This window comes from Peribacillus sp. TE19612 (genome assembly GCF_056279465.1).
This window is the reverse complement of record NZ_JBWCCL010000008.1, coordinates 145,257-167,493: the sequence shown is the minus strand read 5'-3', so window position 1 is coordinate 167,493 and position 22,237 is coordinate 145,257. Positions and strand designations below refer to the sequence as shown.

Below are 22,237 nucleotides of genomic sequence, written 5' to 3'. Positions count from 1 at the left end.
CCCTATGGAAAGGGATCCGGCAGCTAATGGCCGGATCCCTATTTTTTTGCTTTTATTGGCAATGGTTCTTCATGAAACGCTCCATCCTTCTGAGCGCCTCCTGAAGCTGTTCCATGGAGGATGCATAAGAACAGCGGATATGACCTTCACCGCTTTCCCCGAACACATCTCCCGGTACAACCGCAACAAGTTCTTCCGTCAAAAGTTTTTCAGCAAATTCCATCGAAGTCATCCCCGTTCTTTCGATTGATGGAAAAGCATAAAAAGCCCCGCCGGGATTATGGCAATCCAGACCCATTTCGTTAAATGATTTCACGATATAATTTCGTCTTCTCCGATAACTCCGACGCATTTCTTCCACATCCTGCATCCCGTTCTTTAAAGCCTCCAATGCAGCATGCTGGGCAACGGTCGGCGCGCACATCATCGCGTATTGGTGAAGCTTAAGCATCGCTTCGGAAATTTCCTTAGGTGCACAAACGAACCCAAGACGCCACCCAGTCATCGCAAACCCTTTCGAAAACCCATTGATGACAATTGTCCGCTCAAGCATGCCGTCAACGGCAGCAAAAGAAGTGAATTCCTCATCATAAGCAAGTTCGGCATAGATTTCATCGGAAATGACCAGCAAGTCATGCTTTTTAACGATGTCAGCAAGCATCACTAATTCTTCCTGCCCAAGCTGGGTTCCCGTCGGGTTATTCGGTGAACAGATTAAAACGGCCTTCGTTTTAGGCGTGATCGCCGCTTCAAGTTGTTGGGGAGTCAGCTTAAAGTCTTCTTCCTTGGATGTTTGGACCGTGACCGGTATTCCCCCTGCCATGGTCACAAGCGGTGCATAGGCGACGAAACAAGGTTCGACGACAATGACTTCTTCACCTGGATTCAAGATGGTCCTCAAGGCAATATCGAGGGCCTGGCTTGCTCCGACCGTGACAATGATTTGATCATCCGGTCTATACGAAACATGGAACTGCTTCTCCATATACCGGCTGATTTCCGACCTTAATTCAAATAATCCGGCATTGGCCGTATATGAGGTATATCCTTCCTCCAGGGAGTTGATCGCCGCTTCCCTTACCGCCCAAGATGTAACGAAATCCGGCTCACCTACACCAAGCGAAACGACCCCTTCCAAATTGGCTGCCAAGTCGAAAAAGCGGCGGATGCCTGATGGCTTAAGCTCTGCAATCGTTTTTGAAACATAACTCGTTTTAATCATGGTGACACCACTATCCGCTTATCTTCTTCAGTTTGATCAAAAATGGTGCCATCATGCTTGTATTTTTTCATTATGAAGTGAGTCGTCGTAGAAATGACGGAATCCAGTGTCGAAAGTTTTTCCGAAACGAAGCTTGCCACTTCGTTCATCGAACGCCCTTCGACAATGACTGAAAGATCATAAGCCCCAGACATTAAATAAACGGACTCGACTTCCTTGAATTTGTAAATCCTTTTTGCAACATCATCGAAACCGACGCCGCGTTTTGGAGTGACCTTTACATCGATCATCGCTGTGACACCATGGTATTCATCCACTTTAGCCCAGTTAATGACTGTTAAGTAACGTACAATGACCCGCATATCTTCCAATTTCTTCAATGTTATTTCAATGTCCGAATCTGATTGATCGGTCATTTTAGCCAAATCCTTCAGATCAATCCGGCTGTTATTTTCAATGATTCTCAAGACTTCCAATTCCTCTTCATTCAAGTGCATTGGAAAACCCCCCTTTTGGAATTCACTAATTTAGCTGTGATGGTTTGGCTGGCAGATAGTCTCACGAATTACCTTATTAGACTTTTTAAAAATCCTATATGACAATATAATTTAATAAGTCCTATGCTGTCAGGATAAACTTACACTATTATATCAAAATTGGCTGGTGACCTGTTATAGTAATTGTGTTTTTTCATCGTTATTATTACAATTACTGTTATGCAACAGTATTATAGGACCTTTTTTGGAATATTCAGGGTAACATGGGTTTTTATCATGGAACAATAACGGAGGAGGAGCTTATATGGAAAGTCATACAATCAAAGGTCTCGAACGGGTAGGTAATATCGAAATCTATTTTGAATATGACCGAATCGATGATTCTCTCCCCACCCTTGTCCTGCTTCACGGATTTTTGTCATCGAGCTTCAGTTTCCGTAAATTAGTCCCCCATTTAATCAAGGAATACAATGTGATCTCCATAGACCTCCCGCCATTCGGGCAAAGCGGAAAAGATTATCGATATACATATTCATTCCGAAACATCGCTAAATCCGTCGTTATGTTCCTGGAGGGAAAAGGAATCAGGAAATTCAGTATCATCGGCCATTCCATGGGCGGGCAGATTTCCCTGCAACTCATCAAGTCATATCCTGATCTTGTCGACCATGCCATTCTACTTGCCGGCTCAGGCTATCAGCCCGGCTATTCGGAAAAAATGAAGATGGTGAGTTACCTGCCTTTCTTTTCATACGGGATAAAACGGTATCTGCAAAAATCAGGTATCGAAAAGAACTTGAAAAATGTCGTCCATGACCCGGCGATGATTGACGATGAAATGCGGCAGGGATATCTAGGGCCATTCATAAAGAAGCATGATATTTTCCGGGCATTGGGAAGAATGCTTCGAGATAAGGAAATCGATTTGCTGAAGGAGGACCTTAGTGATATTCATACACCATGCCTGCTTATTTGGGGAAGACATGATCGAGTGGTGCCATTGAGTATCGGCGAAAGGCTCCATGAAGACCTGCCTAATTCCGAGCTTGTTGTCATTGAGGATTCCGGGCACCTTCTTCCAGAGGAGAAACCTGAAGAAGTGTATCAGCTAATTAAGGGGTTTATTGGAGTAGCCACCCCAACGTAAACTCACGAGTAAATCGCTGTAATTCGCGAGTAAAAGCACTATTCACGAGTAAATAACCGAGACTCGCGAGTAAATCGCCGAATCTCACGAGTAAACTACAAACCATCAGTTAACTGAACAAACTATGAGTATAGAGCAAAAAACTACGTAAAAAAGGTGCCCCTGATTTCCGGGTACACCTTTTTCAACTTTATATCGAACAGCTGGCATCATTTTTTATGATGAGCAGCTTTCGTGCAACGTCCAGGCACTTTTCCATCTGAATGGACTCATCGAATGCGAACTCGTAAATGGATTTTATTTTTTCCGCCAGTTCCTTCGGGTCATCTATATCCCGGATTGCTACGACCGTATCTGCAATTTCCGGTTCATATAGATCCCAACCTATCTTGAAAGGGTCCCATTCTTGTAAAACGGCAACCAACGCTAAATTCATTTGCTGTGTATCCATCTAATTTATCACCTGCTCAATATTTTCAAAGAACATGATATCATAGTATCATAACAACAGGCTTTTCGCGAAGACGACAAATTTTTATTCGGTGGTGGATATTTTGAACAAATCAATTTTTGAAGAACAAATCAACAGGGAAGATTCAGGGTCTGCAAAATGGGATAAAAACTCCCTCACATCCTTATATGGGCGCGAGGATGTTCTGCCAATGTGGGTTGCCGATATGGACTTCCCATCTCCTGAGGGCATTCAAAAGGCATTGATGGAACGCTTGAATCATCCGATTTTCGGCTATACCGTCCCTTCTGAAACGGTCTTCACTGAAATTCAAAGCTGGCTTAAAGACCGGCACTCCTGGCAAATCGATAAGAAGTGGATTTCATTCAGCTCCGGCGTCGTTTCCGCAATCGGTACAACGATCCAGGCATTCACGAACCCGGGCGATAAAATACTGTTACAATCTCCCGTTTATACCCCATTTTTTGATATGATCAAAAATAATGACCGGGAAGTGGTCAATAGTCCCCTTATCATAGAAAAGGACCGCTTCGAGATTGATTTCAACGATTTTGAGGACAAGCTGAAAAGCGGAGTGAAACTATTCCTTTTTTGCAGTCCGCATAACCCTGGCGGACGCGTTTGGACAAAGGACGAACTCCTACGGATCGGGGAGCTATGTGAAAAATATGATGTAGTCATCGTCAGTGATGAGATACATGCTGACTTATTCCATACAACATCCAAGCATTATCCGATCGGCTCGCTTTCAGAAAAATTAGCGGATAGGACCGTTACATTGATGGCGCCAAGCAAAACATTCAATATTGCCGGCCTTCAGGCCTCATTCCTGATCACCAGTAATGAAGGATTGCAGAAGCAACTGCAAATGGCGCAAACGAAACTGGCCTTCCATGGTCTTAACATCTTTGCCTTAACAGCAATGGAAGCCGCGTATCGGGAGGGCTTGGAATGGCTTGAAGACATGATAGGCTACATTGAGGAGAATATAAAAGTGGCAGAGGAATTCATTGCAGCCGAAATTCCTTCACTGCATGTCATGCATCCGGAAGCCTCTTACCTTTTATGGATTGACTGCCGTGACCTTGGATTGAACGACAAGGAAATAAAGGATCGACTGATCCATCAAGGGAAGCTCGCATTGGAGCCTGGCTCTAAATACGGACCTGGCGGAGAAGGTTTCGTCCGAATGAATCTCGGTTGTTCACGCAGCGTCCTGATGGATGGGCTAAACCGGTTGAAATTGGCTTTTTCTTAAATAAAAAAAGAACCAGGCTTAGAATCCTGGTTCTTCATTTTAATCTTTTTCTTCATCCACATAAGGATCATGCTCATATCGGGGCAAATCCCCAAACGGGGTTTGAATATTTTCTTCAAAAAGTTCTTCCTTCAATTCTTCATATTGGGAGTTTGGATAAACCGTTACCTCTTTCCCGTACATATCCACACCAACGAAATTTTCATAATTTTCGACATAGCCGACATTTTCTTCGGACTCGACATACATATCTTCGTAATCATTTGGCGGATTTACGAAATCGGAAGGCGATTCAGATGTTCCATAACTGGCAACATCCTGCCAAGAATCTTCCGCATCGTAGGCAACCGATTCATGCCGGTCATCATAATCAAACCTCCCAAATGGGGGTCCGAGCACTTCCTCTTCCACCGGCCGATTGTCCGAAGTTTCCTGTGAGGGGGTATGCTCGACACAATAAGTCGTTGTAGGGATTGCTTTCAAACGTTCAAGAGGTATTTCCTTTGAACAAACCTCGCATTTGCCATACTCACCTGCCTCGATGGCAGAAAGCGCTCGTTCAATATCCCTTATTTCATCCCGATCATGCTCGGTAAGGGCCAAATCCTTTTCCCGTTCATATAACTCGGTTCCTTCATCTCCGGGATGATTATCGTAACTCGATAACTCACCAGTCGAATCCTCCATGCTTCTTCTTAAATCGTGGTTGCCTGAATCATTTAATCGTTCTTCCAACTCTTGCTTCGTTTGCTGCAATTGCTGTTGAAATTCTTTTAGCTGCTGATTGGATAGCATGTGCAACATCCTTTCAAAATCGTTCTTCCCTCTAGTATTTCTCTCTTCCCGTCATTCCATAAAGGTACTTTTTACCTTAGGAATAAATTAATTCAGATAATAGAAGCTAACTTAGAAATATTAATTTTAAGGAGGGCTTCCATTTGTACTTCTATAAAGAAGACTTAATCAATATGATCGTTCCCGATAAGCCTGATCCAAATGCTGCAAAAGTGCTCCAGGAAACGCTTGGAGGGCAATTCGGTGAAATGCGGACGATGATGCAATATTCTTTCCAAAGCGCCAACTTTCGCGGCAAGGCTAAACAATATCGTGATTTAATTCGCGGAGTTTTCTTGGAGGAACTGAGCCACGTTGAACTTGTCCAATCTACCATCAATCAGCTGCTGAATGGTGCTGGCGGAGATATGCCTGGAGATTCCGGTATCGATGGCGCCCCATTGGATGAAGTCATCAAAGGCGGTGCAAACCCCCACCATTTCATCGTCGGTGCGAAAGCATCCCTGCCCGTCGATGCTGGCGGCAATCCATGGAACGGATCATGGGTTTATGATCACGGTAATCTTGTGGCCAACCTTTTGAACAATGTCATGCTTGAATCTACGGGAGTCCTGCAAAAGTCCAGAATTTATGAAATGAGTTCCAATAAATCAATGCGCGAAACACTGGCATTTTTAATGGTTCGCGACAATGCCCACCAAAATGCATTTGCCAAGGCATTAGAAACGCTTGGCGTCGACTGGGGGAAAATCTTCCCTGTACCTAATTATGATTTGAACAAATATCCTGAATGCCGCAAATATGTGGATTTAGGTTACCATAATGCCCAATTCAATTTCAGGATGGATCAAACACGGATCGGCGAGATTTTCCAAGGGGAGACACCGAGCCGAAATGGCGGAAACCTTGCTGTTACCGAGCCGCCAAAAGGATTCCCTGTGCCTGAAATGCCGGATATGCCAAATGAACATAGCCCGGGATTGAGTGATTTGAATAATTAAAAAAGAAGGCGAACACAACATTTTGTGTTCGCCTTCTTTTTTAATTATTGATATATTTCTCAAAAACAAAGCCAAAATCTTTCACATGGTACTTTTTCCGGCTGTCCATCAACCATTCGAAAGCGGCCGAATTAATTTCCTTGAAGCTTGCAGCCATTTGGCTTCCATCAGTGCGAACCTGGTTCAAAGTGGAAGAAGCAAGGTTTACGCTTTGCTGGGCATATTGAAGGGCAAATTCATTCTCATGGCAAATTTCCGATATTTTCACGAGTGATTTGAACAAGTCCTTTAATTCTTCAATGAATTTCTTATGGACATCAATGGAGAAAGTCTTTGCACCGATCGAGAATTTAATTTCTGCATCCAAATCCACTGTCCCTGCGGTTTCAAGCGTGGCATTGGAAATCGTATACTGGCTGTAGCTATATCTTGTAAGTGTTCGCTTTTTGCTAATCGCACTTGTGCCGTCCAAATGTATGAACGCTTGATTGGTGAAACAGTACTCATCGGTTTTCGATTTAATCAGGAAATAAATTTTTTCCCCATCTTCATGCATGATATAATCATCTGCATCCACCTTGTCATAATCTGCAGGACTAATCACACTTCCAATATCACTAAGACCTAGGGCATCAGCCGCCATTTTCTTAAACATAACCATTCCCCCTATCAGTATCCAGGTGAATTTCACCTTATTATAAGCATTTCTCCAGTATGATCTCGTCTCGGATCGGAATTCCATCAAAACTGTAAAATGGTATTTCCGGCTTGATTTTCCGTGATTCTTCCACGGCATTTTTAACGATTTCCGAAATGACATAACCACGCTTTTGAAAAAACTTCAACGCCTGTAGATTATCGTTCGTTGTAATCGCTTTAATAGTATGGCAATTTTTTTCCTTAGCGATATTTTCCATCACATAAAGCAATGATGAGCCCACACCTTGATTCTCATGCTCACTGTTCAAAGAGATGATCTGACATACATGGTCGGATAATTTGTATGTTCCCAATCCCATGATTTTTCCATTCTCGTCCATCACCCCAAAACCCTCAAGTTCCGCATAATGAAACAAGCCTCTTGAAAAAACGACTTGAGTCGTCTCCCAGTGCTGAATGAAAAAGTCCTTGACCGTATCTGCCGCAATCATTCTTTTAGCTACGATTTGCATAACCAATTACGCCCCCAAAGTTTCTATCTCTATGCTTATAGTATAAAATGCTTATGCTAAGAAGGGAACATTTAATTCTTTACGACCTTCTAACAAAACATAATACCATTCATATTCAGATAATCAATATCAAAAAACGGGGCTCGCGATGCAGGCATCTTCCGGGATCAGGAAATGGTATCATCCTTTATACGCTGGTTCCTTCTGGTGACCTCATCTTCGAATTGCTTCGTTTTCAATTCTTCCTTCTTTGAATATCTTATAATTGCCCTCATCGTAAAAACGGCCGCCACTAAAAAAATGAAGCAAGTTATACCAGCCGAGATATATTCAGTCTTGTCTTCCGGAAAGTAAAGAAACAAACCTAGTAAAGCATGATTGAGAAAGTCCATCCGTTACATCCTTCCTGATAGGGAATTAAACTGCATTCTCTCATTATATCAATTACCAGAACAATCCACTAGTGGGCCTAATCCACTAAAACATAAAAAAACGAGAGGCACTGAGCCCCTCGCTTATCTTTTATTTATAAAATGGTGATCCCTTTAATGACAACGTCCACTGCTGGCTTGTCTCCCGCAACTGTCTCTACGTTAGCAATCGTATCAACAACGTCCATGCCTTCGACCACTTGTCCAAAAACAGAGTGTTTATGATCCAGCCATGGTGTGCCTCCTTGTTTCATATAAGCACTGATGATTTCTTCCGGATAACCGGCTTGCTTCATTTGCTCACCCATCCTGCTGTCCACGTGCTGGGCTTGTACGACGAAGAATTGGCTGCCGTTTGTTCCCGGGCCTGCATTAGCCATGGAAAGAGCTCCGCGCAAATTGAATAATTGCATGGAGAACTCGTCCTCAAATGGAGCTCCCCAAATACTTTCTCCACCCATTCCAGTCCCTGTCGGATCTCCGCCTTGAAGCATGAAATCCTTGATGACACGGTGGAAGATGATTCCTTCGTAATAACCGTTTTCAGCATGTGTCAAGAAATTCTCCACTGTCTTTGGAGCCAGTTCAGGGAATAGTTTAATTTTAATATCGCCCATCGTCGTTTGCATGATGACCGCTTTTTCATTTTCCAAAACTTCACTTGTTAATTGCGGAAAGTTTGTCATTGTACATAACCTCTTTCTTTTTAAAATAAAATGGCATGAAACACCATTTTCCATCTTCATTTGTACACTTTACACGATTTTCATAAAAAAAGCATCTTTACGAAATTGAACAAATTCGCTGTAAAAAATCGTTGTTCTTATGTATCATGAAGGAAGTTAAAAGAAAGGTGGTAGGGAAATGTCAGAACAGGATTTTAAAATCGGCGATAAGGTTACCGCCATATATAAAACTGGAAAATACATCGGGGAAGTCACCGATATCAGACCTGCTGCATATCTTGTTAAAGTGTTGGCTGTTTTGAAGCACCCCATGCAAGGAGATCTTCATAACCCGAAGCAAACGGAAGTGTCCATGTTCCATCAGCGGCGTGCTCTTGCATTCCGGGAACAAACCAATGTACCAAAAAATATGGTAAGGACTTTCGATGAGGAGATTCCGGAGTATAAGGAATCCTTAAGAGAAGCTGTTGATAAAATGAAAGGCACTTTAAGCGAAGCCCAAACAGAGTGGAATGATAAAAGCTTACAGTTGCTTGAAGATCTAGCGGCGGATTATTTCAAATAAAGCTTAAAAGCCAAATCAGTAGTATATGATTTGGCTTTTATAACGCTAAATGATTCAATACCTTTGATAAATCAATGCGGTCGCCAATTGTCGTCGGTTCATGATTTTTCATATAACTTTTATCTTTCTCAACTAACTTAAAGATATTATATGTCGTAATCGCATCATCGAGCGCCCTATGATGCTTGCCTGTCCCTTCTTTGCCATAGGCCTGTACAGCTTTCCAAAGTCCGGTTTGATTTTGATCCCCGAAAAAGCGTTTATACTCCAGGCATAGATCATTTTCCTTACCTGAAAAAGGGAAATCCAATCCTGCCTTCTGACAATTCTGGCGAAGCACCTTCATGTCCATATTTCCCCAAGTAACAATCGTCGTCGGGTGCTGTTCATCTATTTTCTTCAATAACGCAACCAGCTCTTCAAATGAAATCCCCCGGTCCACCTGATCCTGGGTAATGTTCAAGAACTTCTTGCATCTTCCCGTTAAAACTGGAAATTTCAATGGGTTAACAAAAGATGAGAATTGTTCCTCAATGGTCTCATTAATGACGGTGACTAAACCAACCTCAATGATTTCCGGATAAAACCCCGTTGGATTGGCTTTTCCTTCCGGCATCGTAAATTCAAAATCTATGAATACATATTGCTGTTGTTCCTCCATTTTTATGACCCCCTTCATATTCCTGACATCAACATATAAACAAACATGGTTTTTTCTCACGAGATTATTATAACAGAAGATTTAGAAAGTTATTTCTTTGCCATTCGGATACCGCACTCGCCGTCATACTTAATTTACCCAAAACTCTTTATTGTCTACCTTTTTTGGATTATGATGGATGAATGAACCAAAAGTACCATTTTTTCATTCCTTCATTCCAAGGACATACTAAAAATATATTAATTAGGAAGTTGAACTATGCGCACGTATCTTGGCTATATCACGATTTCCCTCTTAGTTCCCGTATTGATCCTTTTCATTTTCCTTTCCCATCAGGAGTGGTCCTTAGCGCAATCTCCCTATCATGTACTCGACGAGCGGATTCCTGTTGAATCGATAGAACTGGCTCAGAATAGTTACATGAAGGCCGCAAATGGAAAGGTCATCAGTGAAATTTCCACTGGTGAGAAACGGACTTACTTAAAACTTGAAGACATCCCCCTTTTCCTGGAAAATCTGTTCATCGTTACAGAGGACCAGAAATTTTATGATCATGCAGGAATCGACCTATCCGGCATAAGCAGGGCGCTTTTTATCAATTCACAAAATAAAACAATCGAACAAGGCGGCAGTACCATTACCCAGCAACTGGCCAGGAATGTTTATCTATCACATGATAGGACATATAACCGAAAACTCAGCGAAATCATTTATGCCTATCAGATAGAGCGAAAAAAATCAAAACCGGAAATCATGGAGCTGTATTTGAATGCCATCTATTTCAGTAATGGAGCTTATGGAATCGAAGCTGCTTCCCAATATTATTTCAGTAAACCGACTGGAGAGTTAACCAAAGCGGAACTTGCCTTCCTTGCCGCAATCCCTAATAATCCGGAATACTATAATCCCCTTGAACATTTCGATGTGACGAAAAAGCGTCAGGAGAGAATGCTGGAACAAATGGTTGCCAATGGTGCTTTAGAACAGGCCGAGTACGAAAAGCTTATCAAAAGTACGATTAAATTAGACTTGTCCACCCCGGTCGACTTATATCCCGATTACGTGACATATGTTCATCAGGAATTGAAAAACCTGGTGGCATCTTCCGAGGGTCTCGACAAATCTCTGCAAAGCACTGATGTCGCAATACGTAAGAACGCGGAAGCCGAGTTGGATAAAAAGGTCAAAAAGCTTTTGAATTCCGGTGTAACCATCCATACCGCACTCGATACTAAACTGCAAACACAATCAAAGACTGCTGTACAATCAAAAATCGGTGTCAATGATATCGAGGGAGCTTTAGTGGTTATACAGCATCATACGCACGAGCTTGTCTCTTTGATTGGGGGAAAAGATTATAAAAAAAATTCTTTCAACCGGGCATACCAAAGCTATAGGCAGCCAGGGTCAGCGATTAAGCCGCTTCTCGATTATGCTCCCTATTTAGAAGAAACGAATGCTGACATCAATCAGCTCGTAAGCGGAGCAAGCTATTGCAGCAATAGCTATTGTCCAAAGAATTATAGCGGCGACAGCTATGGGATGGTCACACTTAGAACTGCCTTCGCTCAGTCCTATAACACACCCGCCATAAGACTCTTTGAAAAGACGGGGATGGAAACGAGTTTCAAGTACCTGGATGCTTTCGACTTTAAAAAGGTGAGCAAAAAAGACCACCATACGAGTTCGGCCATAGGCGGATTCGAATATGGCATGAGTCCCCTTGAACTCACAAATGCCTATACTTCCTTCCATGACGGAAACTATCAGCCAGCGCGTGCCATTACAAAAGTCACCGACCAAGAAGGTAAAGTCCTTTATAAATGGAAAGACCGCTCCAAGGAGATATGGAACAAACGCACCGTAGCCAAGATGCGGCAGATGCTCCATGAAACAACCCTATCCGGAACAGCACGCAAAGCCTACATTCCTACAGATTATGTCGGCGGTAAAACCGGTACGACCAATGATGTCAAAGACATGTGGTTTGTCGGTCTGACAGCACACTATACAACAGGGGTTTGGATTGGAAGGGACAAGCCATCCAATCTACAATCCATTTATTCACATTCACCCCATCTATTGATTTGGAAAGATATCAGCCAGACTGCCGAGTGAAAAAAGAAGGTGCCGCAATGGCACCTTCTTAGTTTGTCAATAAAATGAGGTTCGGAATGGTCTCAATCCCTGACACGATTTGATCATGGAATTATTACCATGATTTTAAAACAAGACTTGGTCTACTCCATGATTTGTTTTACAGGGGATGAAACCTCAATGGATTGAAAAAATTCGTGACACTCCTGGCGAATAACCAGCTAGCCAAGACAATGCTAGCCACTTGCTTTGATATTATCGAGTTTGTCTACAGTCTGATGGCACCTTCCTGTTGTCGACAAAAGAAGTTCCATCTAAATGTTAAAACAAAGTTGATTGGAGCGGGTGTTCGAGACTCCTGCGGGAAAAGCGCGTCAAAGGGAGACCCCGCAGGCGCTGGCGCCGAGGGCGGACCGCCCGCGGAAAGCGAGTGCCTGGAGTGGAAATCAACCTTCTTACATTTCCTCAAAAAAAACTGTACGCAACTCATTATTGTCTACATTCTGTAAGGTGCCGCAATGGCACCTTCTTTTTCGCTATATGGGAAGACTTGCAATGACGCTGTTATAGAGCTTCAATCCCGCATAAGCGACTATTGAAATCAGTGCCATCCAAACGAAGATTGGAAAGAAGACCAATCCCACTAGCCTCGACAAATTCAGGCTCGGGCTCAACTTATTGACAAAATAAATTAAAGCCACGACATTCGTCGCGATAAAGATCGACCCAAGCCCGAAGATGAATTGAACGCTGAACAATGAACAGGCACCGCCAATCATATAAATGACAGACCCCTTTCTTACACTGTTCAGGGCTTTACCCTCCGAATCCTTGGAAAAGAATAATAAAGACAGCTCCAATATCGTATCGGAGATCAGCTTCAATGCAGCAAAAACCATGAAGAATAAAAGGAGCAATACGATCAGCAGCGCCAGCTTGATGCCGGCTTCAGAAAAGAATTCCAGCATCCCTTGGTAGATTCCCAAATTTCCAAATAACTTAAGCATTTGCATTTCCCCATAAATGGCAAAGGAGAGGCTGAATAATAGGATAGAAATAATTGGTAAATAGCTAAATAAATAGGTGTTTTTCATGATTTCTCCATCAATGTGTCTTTTATCCTATATTATGCAAGATAATCCACGATTTCACAATGGATACTCTACTCATTCACCGTTGAAAAACTTTTTTTAATAAATTTTTCAGGGCGGTTCCCCCTCCTTTTCTACCTATATATAAAACATCATTCAAGTTGGCCTTCACCGTTTTTAAAGCCATGCAAACCCACATAAATTGCGTTATACTTTTAAGCGAGGCAAGCATTCGATAAAAAAATACATATTCAACGAAGATTTCCTAACGTCTAGGATTGCGTGAAAAAAGCATAATAAGACGACTGACTTCGTTTTTAAAAAAAGGGGGGAGTTTATGTCTTTACTTCATTGGGCGGTATTATCACCGTTTCTATTAGCACTTATTGTACCGATATTGTACAAACTATTTCGACAAATCCACACAGGATGGTTTGTATTGATTTTACCGATTCTCCTTTTCACCTATTTTTCAAGGTTCATTTCCTTGACCAAACAAGGGGATATCATCATGGAAAGCGCAACATGGATTCCTTCTCTCGGAATTGATGTTGATTTCTATGTCGATGGACTAGGGCTTTTGTTTGCCTTGCTCATTACAGGTATTGGTTCACTCGTCGTTCTTTATTCAATTTTCTATTTATCGAAGGAGAAAGAAAAGCTGAACCAATTTTACGTCTTCCTTTTGCTTTTCATGGGGGCGATGCTTGGTGTCGTCCTTTCCGATAATCTAATAGTCCTTTATTCGTTTTGGGAATTCACGAGTTTATCATCTTTTCTATTGATAGGATATTGGAATGAGAGGGAGCGTTCACGTTACGGGGCGCAGAAATCGCTGCTGATCACTGTGCTTGGAGGCTTAAGCATGCTTGGAGGCATCATTCTCCTTTCCATTATGGGGAACACATTCAGCATACGTGAATTGATTGCCCAAAGCGGGGAACTTATGGACCACTCGCTCTTCGTTCCTGCACTTTTGCTTGTGCTGCTTGGCGCGTTCACTAAATCCGCACAGTTCCCGTTCCATATTTGGCTTCCTGACGCGATGGAAGCCCCTACTCCCGTCAGTGCTTACCTTCATTCCGCCACAATGGTCAAGGCTGGCATTTATTTGGTTGCCCGATTAAGCCCTGTTTTTGCAGAATCAGGATTATGGTTCTGGCTCGTTTCGATCGCCGGATTGATCACCCTGTTCTGGGGCTCATTCTCTGCAATCAAGCAGACTGATTTGAAGGGGATTCTCGCTTTTTCCACCATCAGTCAGCTTGGATTGATCATGTCGCTTTTGGGACTTGGTGCTGCGGCACTCCACTATGAAACATTGGGGGAAAATATATACTTGGCAGCCACGGTTGCAGCAGTATTCCACTTGATTAATCATGCGACCTTTAAAGGGAGCCTATTCATGGTTGCAGGCATCATTGATCATGAAACCGGTACGCGTGATATCAGAAAGCTTGGCGGGTTGATGCAGTTGATGCCGATCACTTTCACCGTCGCTTTGATAGGTGCTTTTTCAATGGCTGGACTTCCGCCCTTCAATGGTTTTTTGAGCAAGGAAATGTTCCTGGCCAGCATGGTGAATGTATTGGAATTGAATATCTTCAATATGGAGACATGGGGGGTCCTGTTCCCTGTGGTTGCATGGGTAGCCAGTGTATTCACTTTTAATTATAGCATGATTGTCGTGCTCAAACCCTTTACTAGCAAACTCCAGTTACAACTTTTGGAAAAGAAGCCCCACGAGGCACCGGTCGGGATGCTGATATCCCCTATCATCCTTGCTTCGTTGGTCATCGTTTTCGGTATTTTTCCAAACTTGCTGTCTTCATCCATCATTAAACCTGCTGTAGCCGGCATACAGCCAAGCTTGGCGGGACCGGATTTCCAAGTCCATATCGCCTTCTGGCATGGATTCAAACCTGAAGTATGGATGACCATCGGCATCATAGCTTTTGGAATTCTATTATATAAAACGCTTCCGAAGTGGCAGAAAGTCACTCAGTGGATTCCTGAACGCATCTCCCTGAATGCTTTGTATGATGACGGGGTAAGAGGGCTCGAACGTTCAGCTTCCTTCGTCATGAAAGTATTAATGACAGGTTCGATTCGGACATATCTGCTTTCAATCTTCCTTTTCTTCATTCTTTCCTTGGGCTTTACGCTCTATTGGAAGGATGCATTTAAATTGGATGCAGGGAATTTTGCCCCGATCGGCATATATGAATTGGTATTAGCCGGAATCATCGTGATTGGCTCGGTCGCCATTCTGTTTTCAAGATCCCGTTTAACTTCCATTATCATCTTAGGAGCCGTCGGTTATACGATTTCCCTATTTTTCGTTTTGCTGCGGGCACCGGATTTAGCCTTGACTCAACTAGTCATCGAAACGATTTCGGTATCGCTGTTTTTGCTCTGTTTCTTCCACCTTCCGTTAATGGCAAGCAGAAAGGAAGAACGGATGACGTTCAAGTTGAATAATGCCATGATATCAATTGGTGTAGGAGTCATCGTCACATTGATTGCCTTATCGGCACATAGCAATAAACTATTTGATTCCATATCCAGTTACTATCTTGAAAATGCTTATAAGGAAGCAGGCGGGAAAAACGTCGTAAATGTCATTCTCGTTGACTTCCGCGGACTTGATACGATGTTTGAAATCACTGTCCTTTCCATCGCTGCGCTCGGAATATTCGCGATGATCAAATTGCGTTTGACAGGGGGGAAAGATAAATCATGAAGCAAAATGACCTGATTCTCCAAACGGTTACGAAAGTCGCCGCCTTTGTTATCTTGCTGTTTGCGGTAGCCATCTTTTTAGGCGGGCATTATTCGCCAGGCGGCGGGTTTGTCGGCGGTTTAATGACTTCAGCCGCCATAGTCCTGCTGTTGCTCGCTTTCGACATTAAAACCGTCACCGGCATTTTGCCGATTGACTATAAGTTAATGATCGGTTCAGGCCTGTTCATATCAAGCCTGACCGTGGCCAGTGGGCTGGTGTTCGGGGTGCCCCTCATGACACATGTTTATCAATATGTTGATTTACCGCTTCTTGGGCACATCTCGCTTCATACCGCGGTACTTTTTGATCTGGGTGTTTATCTTGTGGTTGTTGGTGTAACGATGACCATTATTCAAACGATAGGGGAGAGTGAATAATGGAACTTTTAATGGCATTTGTCATTGGAATACTATTTATGTGTGCGACCTATTTAATGCTTTCCAAAAGCATTTTAAGAATCATAATCGGTACTGGGCTGCTCAGTCACGGCGCCCACCTTTTGATTTTGACGATGGGCGGTTTGAAAGGCGGTTCCGTTCCATTGCTGAGTGATGAAGCTGCATCCTATGTCGATCCGCTTCCGCAAGCGCTTATCTTGACGGCGATCGTCATCAGTTTCGGAGTCACATCATTTCTGCTGGTACTTGCTTATCGGACCTACCAGGAACTCGGTACGGATGACATGGAAGAAATGAGAGGTACGGAAACGAATGAATAATCTTACTTTCATGCCTGTTTTATGGCCGCTTTTCACAGGCATCCTGCTCATTTTCTTTGCAAAAAAAATCAAGCTGCAAAGAGGGATATCGCTTTTTTCCTCTTTTATCGGAATTGCAATTTCCCTTTATCTAGTGTTTACGGTCCGTACTCAAGGGATCTTGACTTTAGGCGTCGGCAGCTGGGATGCGCCATTCGGAATCGTGATCGTCGCAGATATGCTTTCTTCGCTGCTCGTACTGACCACGAATATAATTGGATTTGCCATACTGCTTTATTCGTTTTACTCCATAGGGGAAGAACGGGAAAGACATTATTACTATCCTGTATTCCAATTTTTGCTGATCGGGGTAAACGGTGCCTTCCTAACGGGGGATCTTTTCAATCTATTCGTATTCTTCGAAGTCATGCTGATGGCTTCCTACGTGCTGCTAGTGTTGGGAGGGACGAAAATCCAGCTGAGGGAATCATTGAAGTATATCATCGTCAATGTGCTTTCCTCTTCCTTTTTCGTCATCATGGTGGCGTATCTTTATTCAGTTCTAGGCACATTGAACATGGCGGACATCAGCCAGAGGATAACGGAAGTCAACCAGCATGGAATCATCTCGGTGATAGCGATTGGCTTTCTGATCGTCTTCGGTTTGAAGGGAGCCATTTTCCCGCTTTTCCAATGGCTTCCTGGTTCTTATTATGCTCCGCCCATTCCAGTGATGGCTCTATTCGGGGCATTGCTGACAAAGGTCGGGATATATTCCATTTTCCGGACCTATACACTGATGTTTTATCATGACCAGGATTTCACACATACATTCCTTGCGATACTTGCAATCTTGACCATCATCATCGGTGTCATTGGTGCGATAGCTTATTGGGATGTAAAAAAAATCATCATTTACAATATCATCATCGCCGTCGGGGTTATTCTATACGGCATCTCCATCATGAATGAACAGGCTTTATCGGGTTCCATTCTATATATCATTCATGACATGCTGATCAAGGCTGCACTCTTCCTGCTGGTTGGCATCATGATCAAAATCAGCGGATCGGATGATTTACGGGACATGGGCGGCTTGATCAAGCAATACCCTGCTGTTGCATGGACCTTCTTCATAGCGGCCATATCATTGGCTGGAATCCCGCCGTTCAGCGGTTTTGCCGGCAAGCTCCTTATTCTTCAGGGAGCTGCAGAAAAAGGGGCATACATGGGAATGGCCGTTGTCTTAATTTCAAGCTTGATGGTCCTGTATTCCGTCATGAAAATATTCATGAATGGCTTTTGGGGAACTCCAAAAGCTGATTATGCCTTAACTAATGGAAAGGTTAATAAAATGTTGATTCCAGCAGTCCTCCTCGTCATCATTTCCGTTTTATTCGGAATAGGGACAGAATCGGTTTACCCATACATTACACAAGCTGTAGATTCATTAATGAATCCCGAAATCTATAACAAAGCGGTTTTAAAGGAGTAGTGCCTGATGTCATTCCAAATTTTACTGAATGTGTTCCTTGCGTTTATCTGGATGTTTTTAAAAAATGAGTTTAACGGGAGCACTTTTATCATCGGATATATATTGGGGCTCGGCATCATGTTCGTCTTCCGTCATTTTTTCAATGATCGTTTTTACTTGAAAAGGGTGAATGCCGTCGTTCTATTGCTGCTCATATTCGCAAGGGAACTCATACTTTCCAACATTAGCGTCCTTAAGGCCGTGCTTAAACCGAGCCTGGATATGAGGCCTGGCATATTCGCATTTGAAACCGTGCTGACCAAGGATTGGGAAATTACGATACTATCGAATTTAATTACACTTACACCAGGAACACTTGTCGTTGAAGTATCGGAAGATAATCGGATTCTTTATATCCACGCGATGGATATTGCCGACAAGGAAGAGGCTGTTGACAGCATTAAAAATACATTTGAAAAAGCGATTATGGAGGTGGGCAAATAATGTTCGATCTAATGCTTAAAATCGCGTTGCTCGGTGTTTCGCTTTCCATGATTGGATTCTTATACCGTTTAATCAAAGGGCCTTCCGTGCCGGATCGGGTCATCGCACTCGATGCAATGGGAATCAATCTTATCGCAATCGTTGCACTTGCCTCCATTGTCATGGATACAAGCGCATATCTGGAAGCCATTCTTCTGCTCGGAATCCTATCTTTCATCGGTACGGTCGCTTTCGCCAAATTCCTTGAGAAAGGGGAGATAATCGAAGATGACCGCAATCGTTGAAATCCTATCGGCCCTATTCCTATTAATGGGAGTCTTTCTCTTTTTAGTTTCGGCTTTCGGCATCATCCGGCTGCCCGACGTCTATACAAGAAATCACGCTGCCTCAAAAAGCTCGACACTTGGAATCATGTTCATCCTGATCGGCACCTTGTTATATTTTTATTATAAACATAGCCATTTCGATTTCCGGGTCGTGCTCGCGATCATCTTCATCTTCATGACCAGTCCTGTTGCCGGACATTTAATCATGCGCTCGGCTTATCATACTGGCGTAAAAATGTGGGATCGGAGTGTCCAGGATGATTTAAAGAAAACCCGGTGATCCCTGCCATCGCAAAAGAGCTGCCCTGATTACAGGAGCAGCTCTTTTCTGTTTCAATCTTTTAAAAATACTTGGTCGCCCACTCTGATTTCACCTGTTTGCATGACCGAGGCATATACGCCAAAATGATTTTCCCTTTCCTTGACGACAGTTTTCAGCAGTGATGGATCTCTATGTGAATCGTTTGGATCGACAGTTATGATCATACAGCGCTCACAATGCCTTTTGATCACCAATTCCACTTCATTTCCGATTAGAATCCTTTTTCCAAACCATTGCTCTTCTAAAAAGGGGGTTTTATTCACTAAGGATATAATCAAATTTTGCCTGAATCTCCTGCCATCCAGTTCTTTTCCCCAAAGCTTAGTCAATTCGCCAATCGAGGCATCACTGACAAGCAGGATGTTTTCTTCTTCAATCGCACCTAACGGAATATGTGCAGGATGATAAACAACTGGTTCTGCCTCCTGTTTCAACAACCGTTCCATTTCCTCCTGAAAGGCTCCCTCTCCCCATGTCAAAACGTTTCCTGAAGGGGTCTTCACTTGGACTTCCGGATATTGGTCAAGTGCTTCCTCACCAGAAAAAGCAGCTTGATAACGGACCATTTCCGGGACTTGGGTTATCGTCAGGAACTTCCCATTTTTGCCTTTAAAGGCATGGCTGCGATCTCCATATAGTCCATAGTCCATCACCTTCGTTTTTTGTACCTGTTCACCAGTGAATGATTTTACAGGATGACGGGTGATTTCTTGTATATGACCCACCAGCATAAAAAAAACCTCTTTTCATACAATAGTCTACTGCCATATTATACGTAAACCGGATAATGTAGAATCATTGCGCCAATTTGCGATTGTTCTTTTGATTCACTTTGACTTCGGTAAGTCGATAACGGCCAATGTACAGCGTGAAATGCAGATAAGATGATCCTCTTCATCACGGATCTTCACGTCCCACACCATCGTCGTCTTCCCGCGATGGATGATGTTCCCCTCTGCGGTAACAACACCTGAACGGACGCCCCTAACATGATTGGCATTGATTTCAAGGCCGACGACAGCTTGTTTTGTACTATCTACCAGCATCATCCCTCCAAAGCTTGCAACGGATTCCGCAAGCGCAACGGACGCTCCCCCATGCAATAACCCATACGGCTGCCTAGTGCGTTCATCCACAGGCATCGTCGCAATGACTTTCCCCTCGCCGACTTCTTTCATTTCAATCCCAAGCGTGCCTATCAATGACTTTTCAATATTTCTCTCCATCCCATTACCCCCGACTCTCTTGTTTTTTTAGCAAAAAATGAACCGTTATTCATATTAGTATACAAAAAAAGGATGACCCAAGTCTATCAAGTCATCCGTCAATAATGTAAATGTATTATTTGGAGAGGATTTCTTTAAATTCAAACCAGCTTGTCAGTCTTGGAATATCCAATTCCCTGTTATAGGAGTTATCCATTGCATACACTTTCGTTGGAATATCCAATAACGTTTCCAGCACCGCCGGTTTATCATCAAAATAATAATCCAATTCCAATTTGCGGATCGTATCAATTTTTTCATGATCCTTCATCCCGCAGTAAAAATGGTCATCCTTAACCGGAAAGCCGTTTTCGATCAGCCATTTTTTCGTCCGTTCACCATGTTCCGCTTTTCTGGCGGTGATGTAATAGATTTCATGGCCATCGCGTTCAAGCTCCTGCAGCGTTTCCACTGCGCCCTCGAAGGCTGGACAGGATGAATAATACACTTCATCGGCAAGGCTGTTCCACATCTTGCCCCCAGCCTCTTTATCAAGCCCGAAAGCTTCATGGATCTCCAACGTCTTTAAAGCCCTGAATTTCGTTAACTCTATGTTCGTATTAAGCTTTTCATTATAAAGATGGAACGCGAACTCCCTCAAGTTAATAAGGGTATCGTCAATATCAAAACCGAATTTCATATCCTTCACTCCTATTCAAACATAAGCGGCGGCAAACTGTGATGCGAAGGACATCTCCTTGTCCACCTGAACGGCCTGTAATCTTTCAATCTCGGCTTTTCTTTTTGGCTCAGCCATTTTAAGTCCAAGGAAGCCAGTATCCCCCTGCAGGATGCATCCAGAAATAAGCTCGGCCAATATATCGGCATCCTTCATGGCACAATTGAGTCCGAACGCACCTGTAGGCGTCATCGTATGGGCTGCATCACCTAATAAAGCAACGCCATCCTTTGTCCACGTTTCACAATAGCTGCTGTAAACATCCAATAAAATGAAGTCCTGCCAAGAGCGGATATTTTCACACACAACCTTTTTTAATTCAGGAAAGGCAAGAAGCAAATCTTCAATGAACGGTTCAAAATGCTTTTTTCGCAAATGGGGAAATGAACCATGCTCTATATTCCAGCCAATTTGGATGAAACCTCCGGCCTGGGTGAAGAGGGCAACCTGGGAGCCATTGACCAATGCCATCTTGATCGAAGGCCTCCACCCCTCCGGAGCAGGAATTTTTGCCCACAGTAAATCATAGCCATGATCTTTAATCTCGACTGGTATTCCCGCTTTTTTTCGAACGATGGAAAACCTGCCGTCCGCTCCGATTATCAATGGACTTTGCACTTCCAGGTCATTCCCGCCAGTACGGGCCTTGACACCCGTAAAACGGCCCATTTCATTCTGCATCAAGCCGGTAACCCTCGTATTCATCATCAATTGAAAGGAATCCAGCTTTTCAGCCTCATTCAATATAGCTGTAAGCAGATGGTTTTGAGGGACATGTATCCCAACATGATCGACAGGCCATTCTGGGAAAATGGTTTTGAATATTTGGCCGTCATCCCAATATTCAATTTGTTCCATCCTAAGCAAGCCAAGTTTTTCCACACTATTGAATAAACCGTGCTTTTTAAGAATGCCCTCTCCTTCATCATTCAAGAACTCGCCCCTGAACTCCCTTGAAACTTCAGGATGCCTTTCCAGCAATACGACTGAAATGTCCTGCTTGGCCAATAGGTAAGCCAGCAGGGCACCTCCAGGACCTGAACCGACTATGCATACATCTGATTTAACCATCATGCCTCTTCACCTGTTG

26 protein-coding genes are annotated in these 22,237 nt (G+C 43.2%); 12 read left to right on the top strand and 14 right to left on the bottom strand.

What is annotated here, in order from left to right; all coding sequences use genetic code 11:
* Positions 1–52: 52 nt before the first annotated feature.
* Positions 53–1,222: an aminotransferase gene (locus ACZ9AO_RS15780; protein ID WP_048678022.1), complete on the bottom strand. Its 1,170-nt coding sequence runs from the start codon at positions 1,220–1,222 to the stop codon at positions 53–55.
* A complete protein-coding gene (locus ACZ9AO_RS15775; protein ID WP_034310292.1) occupies positions 1,219–1,719 on the bottom strand; it encodes an Lrp/AsnC family transcriptional regulator in 501 nt (166 codons plus the stop codon). The genes ACZ9AO_RS15780 and ACZ9AO_RS15775 overlap by 4 nt, the downstream gene beginning before the upstream one ends.
* Before the next feature lie 304 nt (positions 1,720–2,023).
* On the opposite strand from ACZ9AO_RS15775, the gene ACZ9AO_RS15770 reads away from it, so the two are divergent.
* Entirely contained in the window at positions 2,024–2,866 is an 843-nt protein-coding gene (locus tag ACZ9AO_RS15770; RefSeq protein WP_063574779.1) for an alpha/beta fold hydrolase, read from the top strand.
* A gap of 190 nt (positions 2,867–3,056) precedes the next feature.
* On the opposite strand, the gene ACZ9AO_RS15765 is transcribed toward ACZ9AO_RS15770, so the two are convergent.
* Positions 3,057–3,317 carry a DUF1871 family protein gene (locus ACZ9AO_RS15765; protein WP_048882924.1) on the bottom strand — a complete coding sequence of 87 codons (261 nt, stop codon included), beginning with the start codon at positions 3,315–3,317 and terminating at the stop codon, positions 3,057–3,059.
* Between the two features lie 103 nt (positions 3,318–3,420).
* Between ACZ9AO_RS15765 and ACZ9AO_RS15760 the strand changes: the two genes are divergently transcribed.
* Complete coding sequence (locus tag ACZ9AO_RS15760) at positions 3,421–4,596, top strand: MalY/PatB family protein (protein ID WP_476109415.1); 1,176 nt, start codon at positions 3,421–3,423, stop codon at positions 4,594–4,596.
* A gap of 39 nt (positions 4,597–4,635) precedes the next feature.
* Here the strand turns inward: ACZ9AO_RS15760 and ACZ9AO_RS15755 are convergent, their stop codons facing one another.
* Positions 4,636–5,391: a TraR/DksA C4-type zinc finger protein gene (locus tag ACZ9AO_RS15755; protein ID WP_406593128.1), complete on the bottom strand. Its 756-nt coding sequence runs from the start codon at positions 5,389–5,391 to the stop codon at positions 4,636–4,638.
* A gap of 143 nt (positions 5,392–5,534) precedes the next feature.
* On the opposite strand from ACZ9AO_RS15755, the gene ACZ9AO_RS15750 reads away from it, so the two are divergent.
* Positions 5,535–6,392, top strand: a complete 858-nt coding sequence (locus tag ACZ9AO_RS15750; protein ID WP_476109414.1) for a manganese catalase family protein — start codon at positions 5,535–5,537, stop codon at positions 6,390–6,392.
* A 40-nt stretch (positions 6,393–6,432) separates the two neighbouring features.
* Here the strand turns inward: ACZ9AO_RS15750 and ACZ9AO_RS15745 are convergent, their stop codons facing one another.
* From ACZ9AO_RS15745 to ACZ9AO_RS15730, 4 genes are all read right to left on the bottom strand, one after another.
* Positions 6,433–7,047: a PH domain-containing protein gene (locus ACZ9AO_RS15745; protein WP_048687662.1), complete on the bottom strand. Its 615-nt coding sequence runs from the start codon at positions 7,045–7,047 to the stop codon at positions 6,433–6,435.
* Between the two features lie 40 nt (positions 7,048–7,087).
* Positions 7,088–7,564 (bottom strand): GNAT family N-acetyltransferase, encoded by a 477-nt coding sequence (locus ACZ9AO_RS15740; protein ID WP_476109467.1) that lies wholly within the window; start codon positions 7,562–7,564, stop codon positions 7,088–7,090.
* Between the two features lie 167 nt (positions 7,565–7,731).
* Entirely contained in the window at positions 7,732–7,956 is a 225-nt protein-coding gene (locus ACZ9AO_RS15735) for a hypothetical protein (RefSeq protein WP_034310272.1), read from the bottom strand.
* A gap of 134 nt (positions 7,957–8,090) precedes the next feature.
* Positions 8,091–8,681 (bottom strand): peptidylprolyl isomerase, encoded by a 591-nt coding sequence (locus ACZ9AO_RS15730; protein WP_476109413.1) that lies wholly within the window; start codon positions 8,679–8,681, stop codon positions 8,091–8,093.
* A 178-nt stretch (positions 8,682–8,859) separates the two neighbouring features.
* Between ACZ9AO_RS15730 and kapB the strand changes: the two genes are divergently transcribed.
* A complete protein-coding gene (gene kapB / locus ACZ9AO_RS15725; RefSeq protein ID WP_034310268.1) occupies positions 8,860–9,246 on the top strand; it encodes a kinase-associated lipoprotein KapB in 387 nt (128 codons plus the stop codon).
* 37 nt (positions 9,247–9,283) lie between these two features.
* Here the strand turns inward: kapB and kapD are convergent, their stop codons facing one another.
* The gene (kapD, locus tag ACZ9AO_RS15720; RefSeq protein WP_034310264.1) at positions 9,284–9,907 is read right to left on the bottom strand and encodes a 3'-5' exonuclease KapD; all 624 of its coding nucleotides are present in this window, start codon (positions 9,905–9,907) and stop codon (positions 9,284–9,286) included.
* Positions 9,908–10,165: 258 nt separating this feature from the next.
* On the opposite strand from kapD, the gene ACZ9AO_RS15715 reads away from it, so the two are divergent.
* Positions 10,166–12,025: a transglycosylase domain-containing protein gene (locus tag ACZ9AO_RS15715; RefSeq protein WP_476109412.1), complete on the top strand. Its 1,860-nt coding sequence runs from the start codon at positions 10,166–10,168 to the stop codon at positions 12,023–12,025.
* 515 nt (positions 12,026–12,540) lie between these two features.
* On the opposite strand, the gene ACZ9AO_RS15710 is transcribed toward ACZ9AO_RS15715, so the two are convergent.
* Positions 12,541–13,011 (bottom strand): DUF5366 family protein, encoded by a 471-nt coding sequence (locus tag ACZ9AO_RS15710; protein WP_476109411.1) that lies wholly within the window; start codon positions 13,009–13,011, stop codon positions 12,541–12,543.
* 421 nt (positions 13,012–13,432) lie between these two features.
* Between ACZ9AO_RS15710 and ACZ9AO_RS15705 the strand changes: the two genes are divergently transcribed.
* The 7 genes from ACZ9AO_RS15705 to mnhG are packed head-to-tail and all read left to right on the top strand — an operon-like array spanning position 13,433 to position 19,161.
* Entirely contained in the window at positions 13,433–15,838 is a 2,406-nt protein-coding gene (locus ACZ9AO_RS15705; protein WP_476109410.1) for a Na+/H+ antiporter subunit A, read from the top strand.
* Complete coding sequence (locus ACZ9AO_RS15700; RefSeq protein ID WP_476109409.1) at positions 15,835–16,257, top strand: Na(+)/H(+) antiporter subunit B; 423 nt, start codon at positions 15,835–15,837, stop codon at positions 16,255–16,257. The genes ACZ9AO_RS15705 and ACZ9AO_RS15700 overlap by 4 nt, the downstream gene beginning before the upstream one ends.
* Positions 16,257–16,598 (top strand): Na(+)/H(+) antiporter subunit C, encoded by a 342-nt coding sequence (locus tag ACZ9AO_RS15695; protein WP_048687657.1) that lies wholly within the window; start codon positions 16,257–16,259, stop codon positions 16,596–16,598. Before ACZ9AO_RS15700 ends, ACZ9AO_RS15695 begins: the two co-directional genes overlap by 1 nt.
* A complete protein-coding gene (locus ACZ9AO_RS15690) occupies positions 16,591–18,072 on the top strand; it encodes a Na+/H+ antiporter subunit D (RefSeq protein ID WP_476109408.1) in 1,482 nt (493 codons plus the stop codon). Before ACZ9AO_RS15695 ends, ACZ9AO_RS15690 begins: the two co-directional genes overlap by 8 nt.
* 6 nt (positions 18,073–18,078) lie before the next feature.
* A complete protein-coding gene (locus ACZ9AO_RS15685) occupies positions 18,079–18,555 on the top strand; it encodes a Na+/H+ antiporter subunit E (protein ID WP_063595851.1) in 477 nt (158 codons plus the stop codon).
* Between the two features lie 11 nt (positions 18,556–18,566).
* Positions 18,567–18,839, top strand: coding sequence for a Na(+)/H(+) antiporter subunit F1 (locus tag ACZ9AO_RS15680; RefSeq protein WP_370023645.1), 273 nt, complete (start codon positions 18,567–18,569; stop codon positions 18,837–18,839).
* Complete coding sequence (gene mnhG / locus ACZ9AO_RS15675) at positions 18,823–19,161, top strand: monovalent cation/H(+) antiporter subunit G (RefSeq protein WP_048687653.1); 339 nt, start codon at positions 18,823–18,825, stop codon at positions 19,159–19,161. The genes ACZ9AO_RS15680 and mnhG overlap by 17 nt, the downstream gene beginning before the upstream one ends.
* A gap of 53 nt (positions 19,162–19,214) precedes the next feature.
* Here the strand turns inward: mnhG and ACZ9AO_RS15670 are convergent, their stop codons facing one another.
* The 4 genes from ACZ9AO_RS15670 to ACZ9AO_RS15655 form a co-directional block, all read right to left on the bottom strand.
* A complete protein-coding gene (locus ACZ9AO_RS15670) occupies positions 19,215–19,934 on the bottom strand; it encodes an MOSC domain-containing protein (protein ID WP_251540370.1) in 720 nt (239 codons plus the stop codon).
* A gap of 96 nt (positions 19,935–20,030) precedes the next feature.
* Positions 20,031–20,429 carry a hotdog fold thioesterase gene (locus tag ACZ9AO_RS15665; protein WP_048687651.1) on the bottom strand — a complete coding sequence of 133 codons (399 nt, stop codon included), beginning with the start codon at positions 20,427–20,429 and terminating at the stop codon, positions 20,031–20,033.
* Between the two features lie 115 nt (positions 20,430–20,544).
* Positions 20,545–21,108, bottom strand: a complete 564-nt coding sequence (locus tag ACZ9AO_RS15660; protein ID WP_476109407.1) for a 5' nucleotidase, NT5C type — start codon at positions 21,106–21,108, stop codon at positions 20,545–20,547.
* 15 nt (positions 21,109–21,123) lie between these two features.
* On the bottom strand, positions 21,124–22,221 hold the full coding sequence (locus ACZ9AO_RS15655; protein ID WP_476109406.1) for an FAD-dependent monooxygenase: 1,098 nt from the start codon (positions 22,219–22,221) through the stop codon (positions 21,124–21,126).
* Positions 22,222–22,237: the final 16 nt, after the last annotated feature.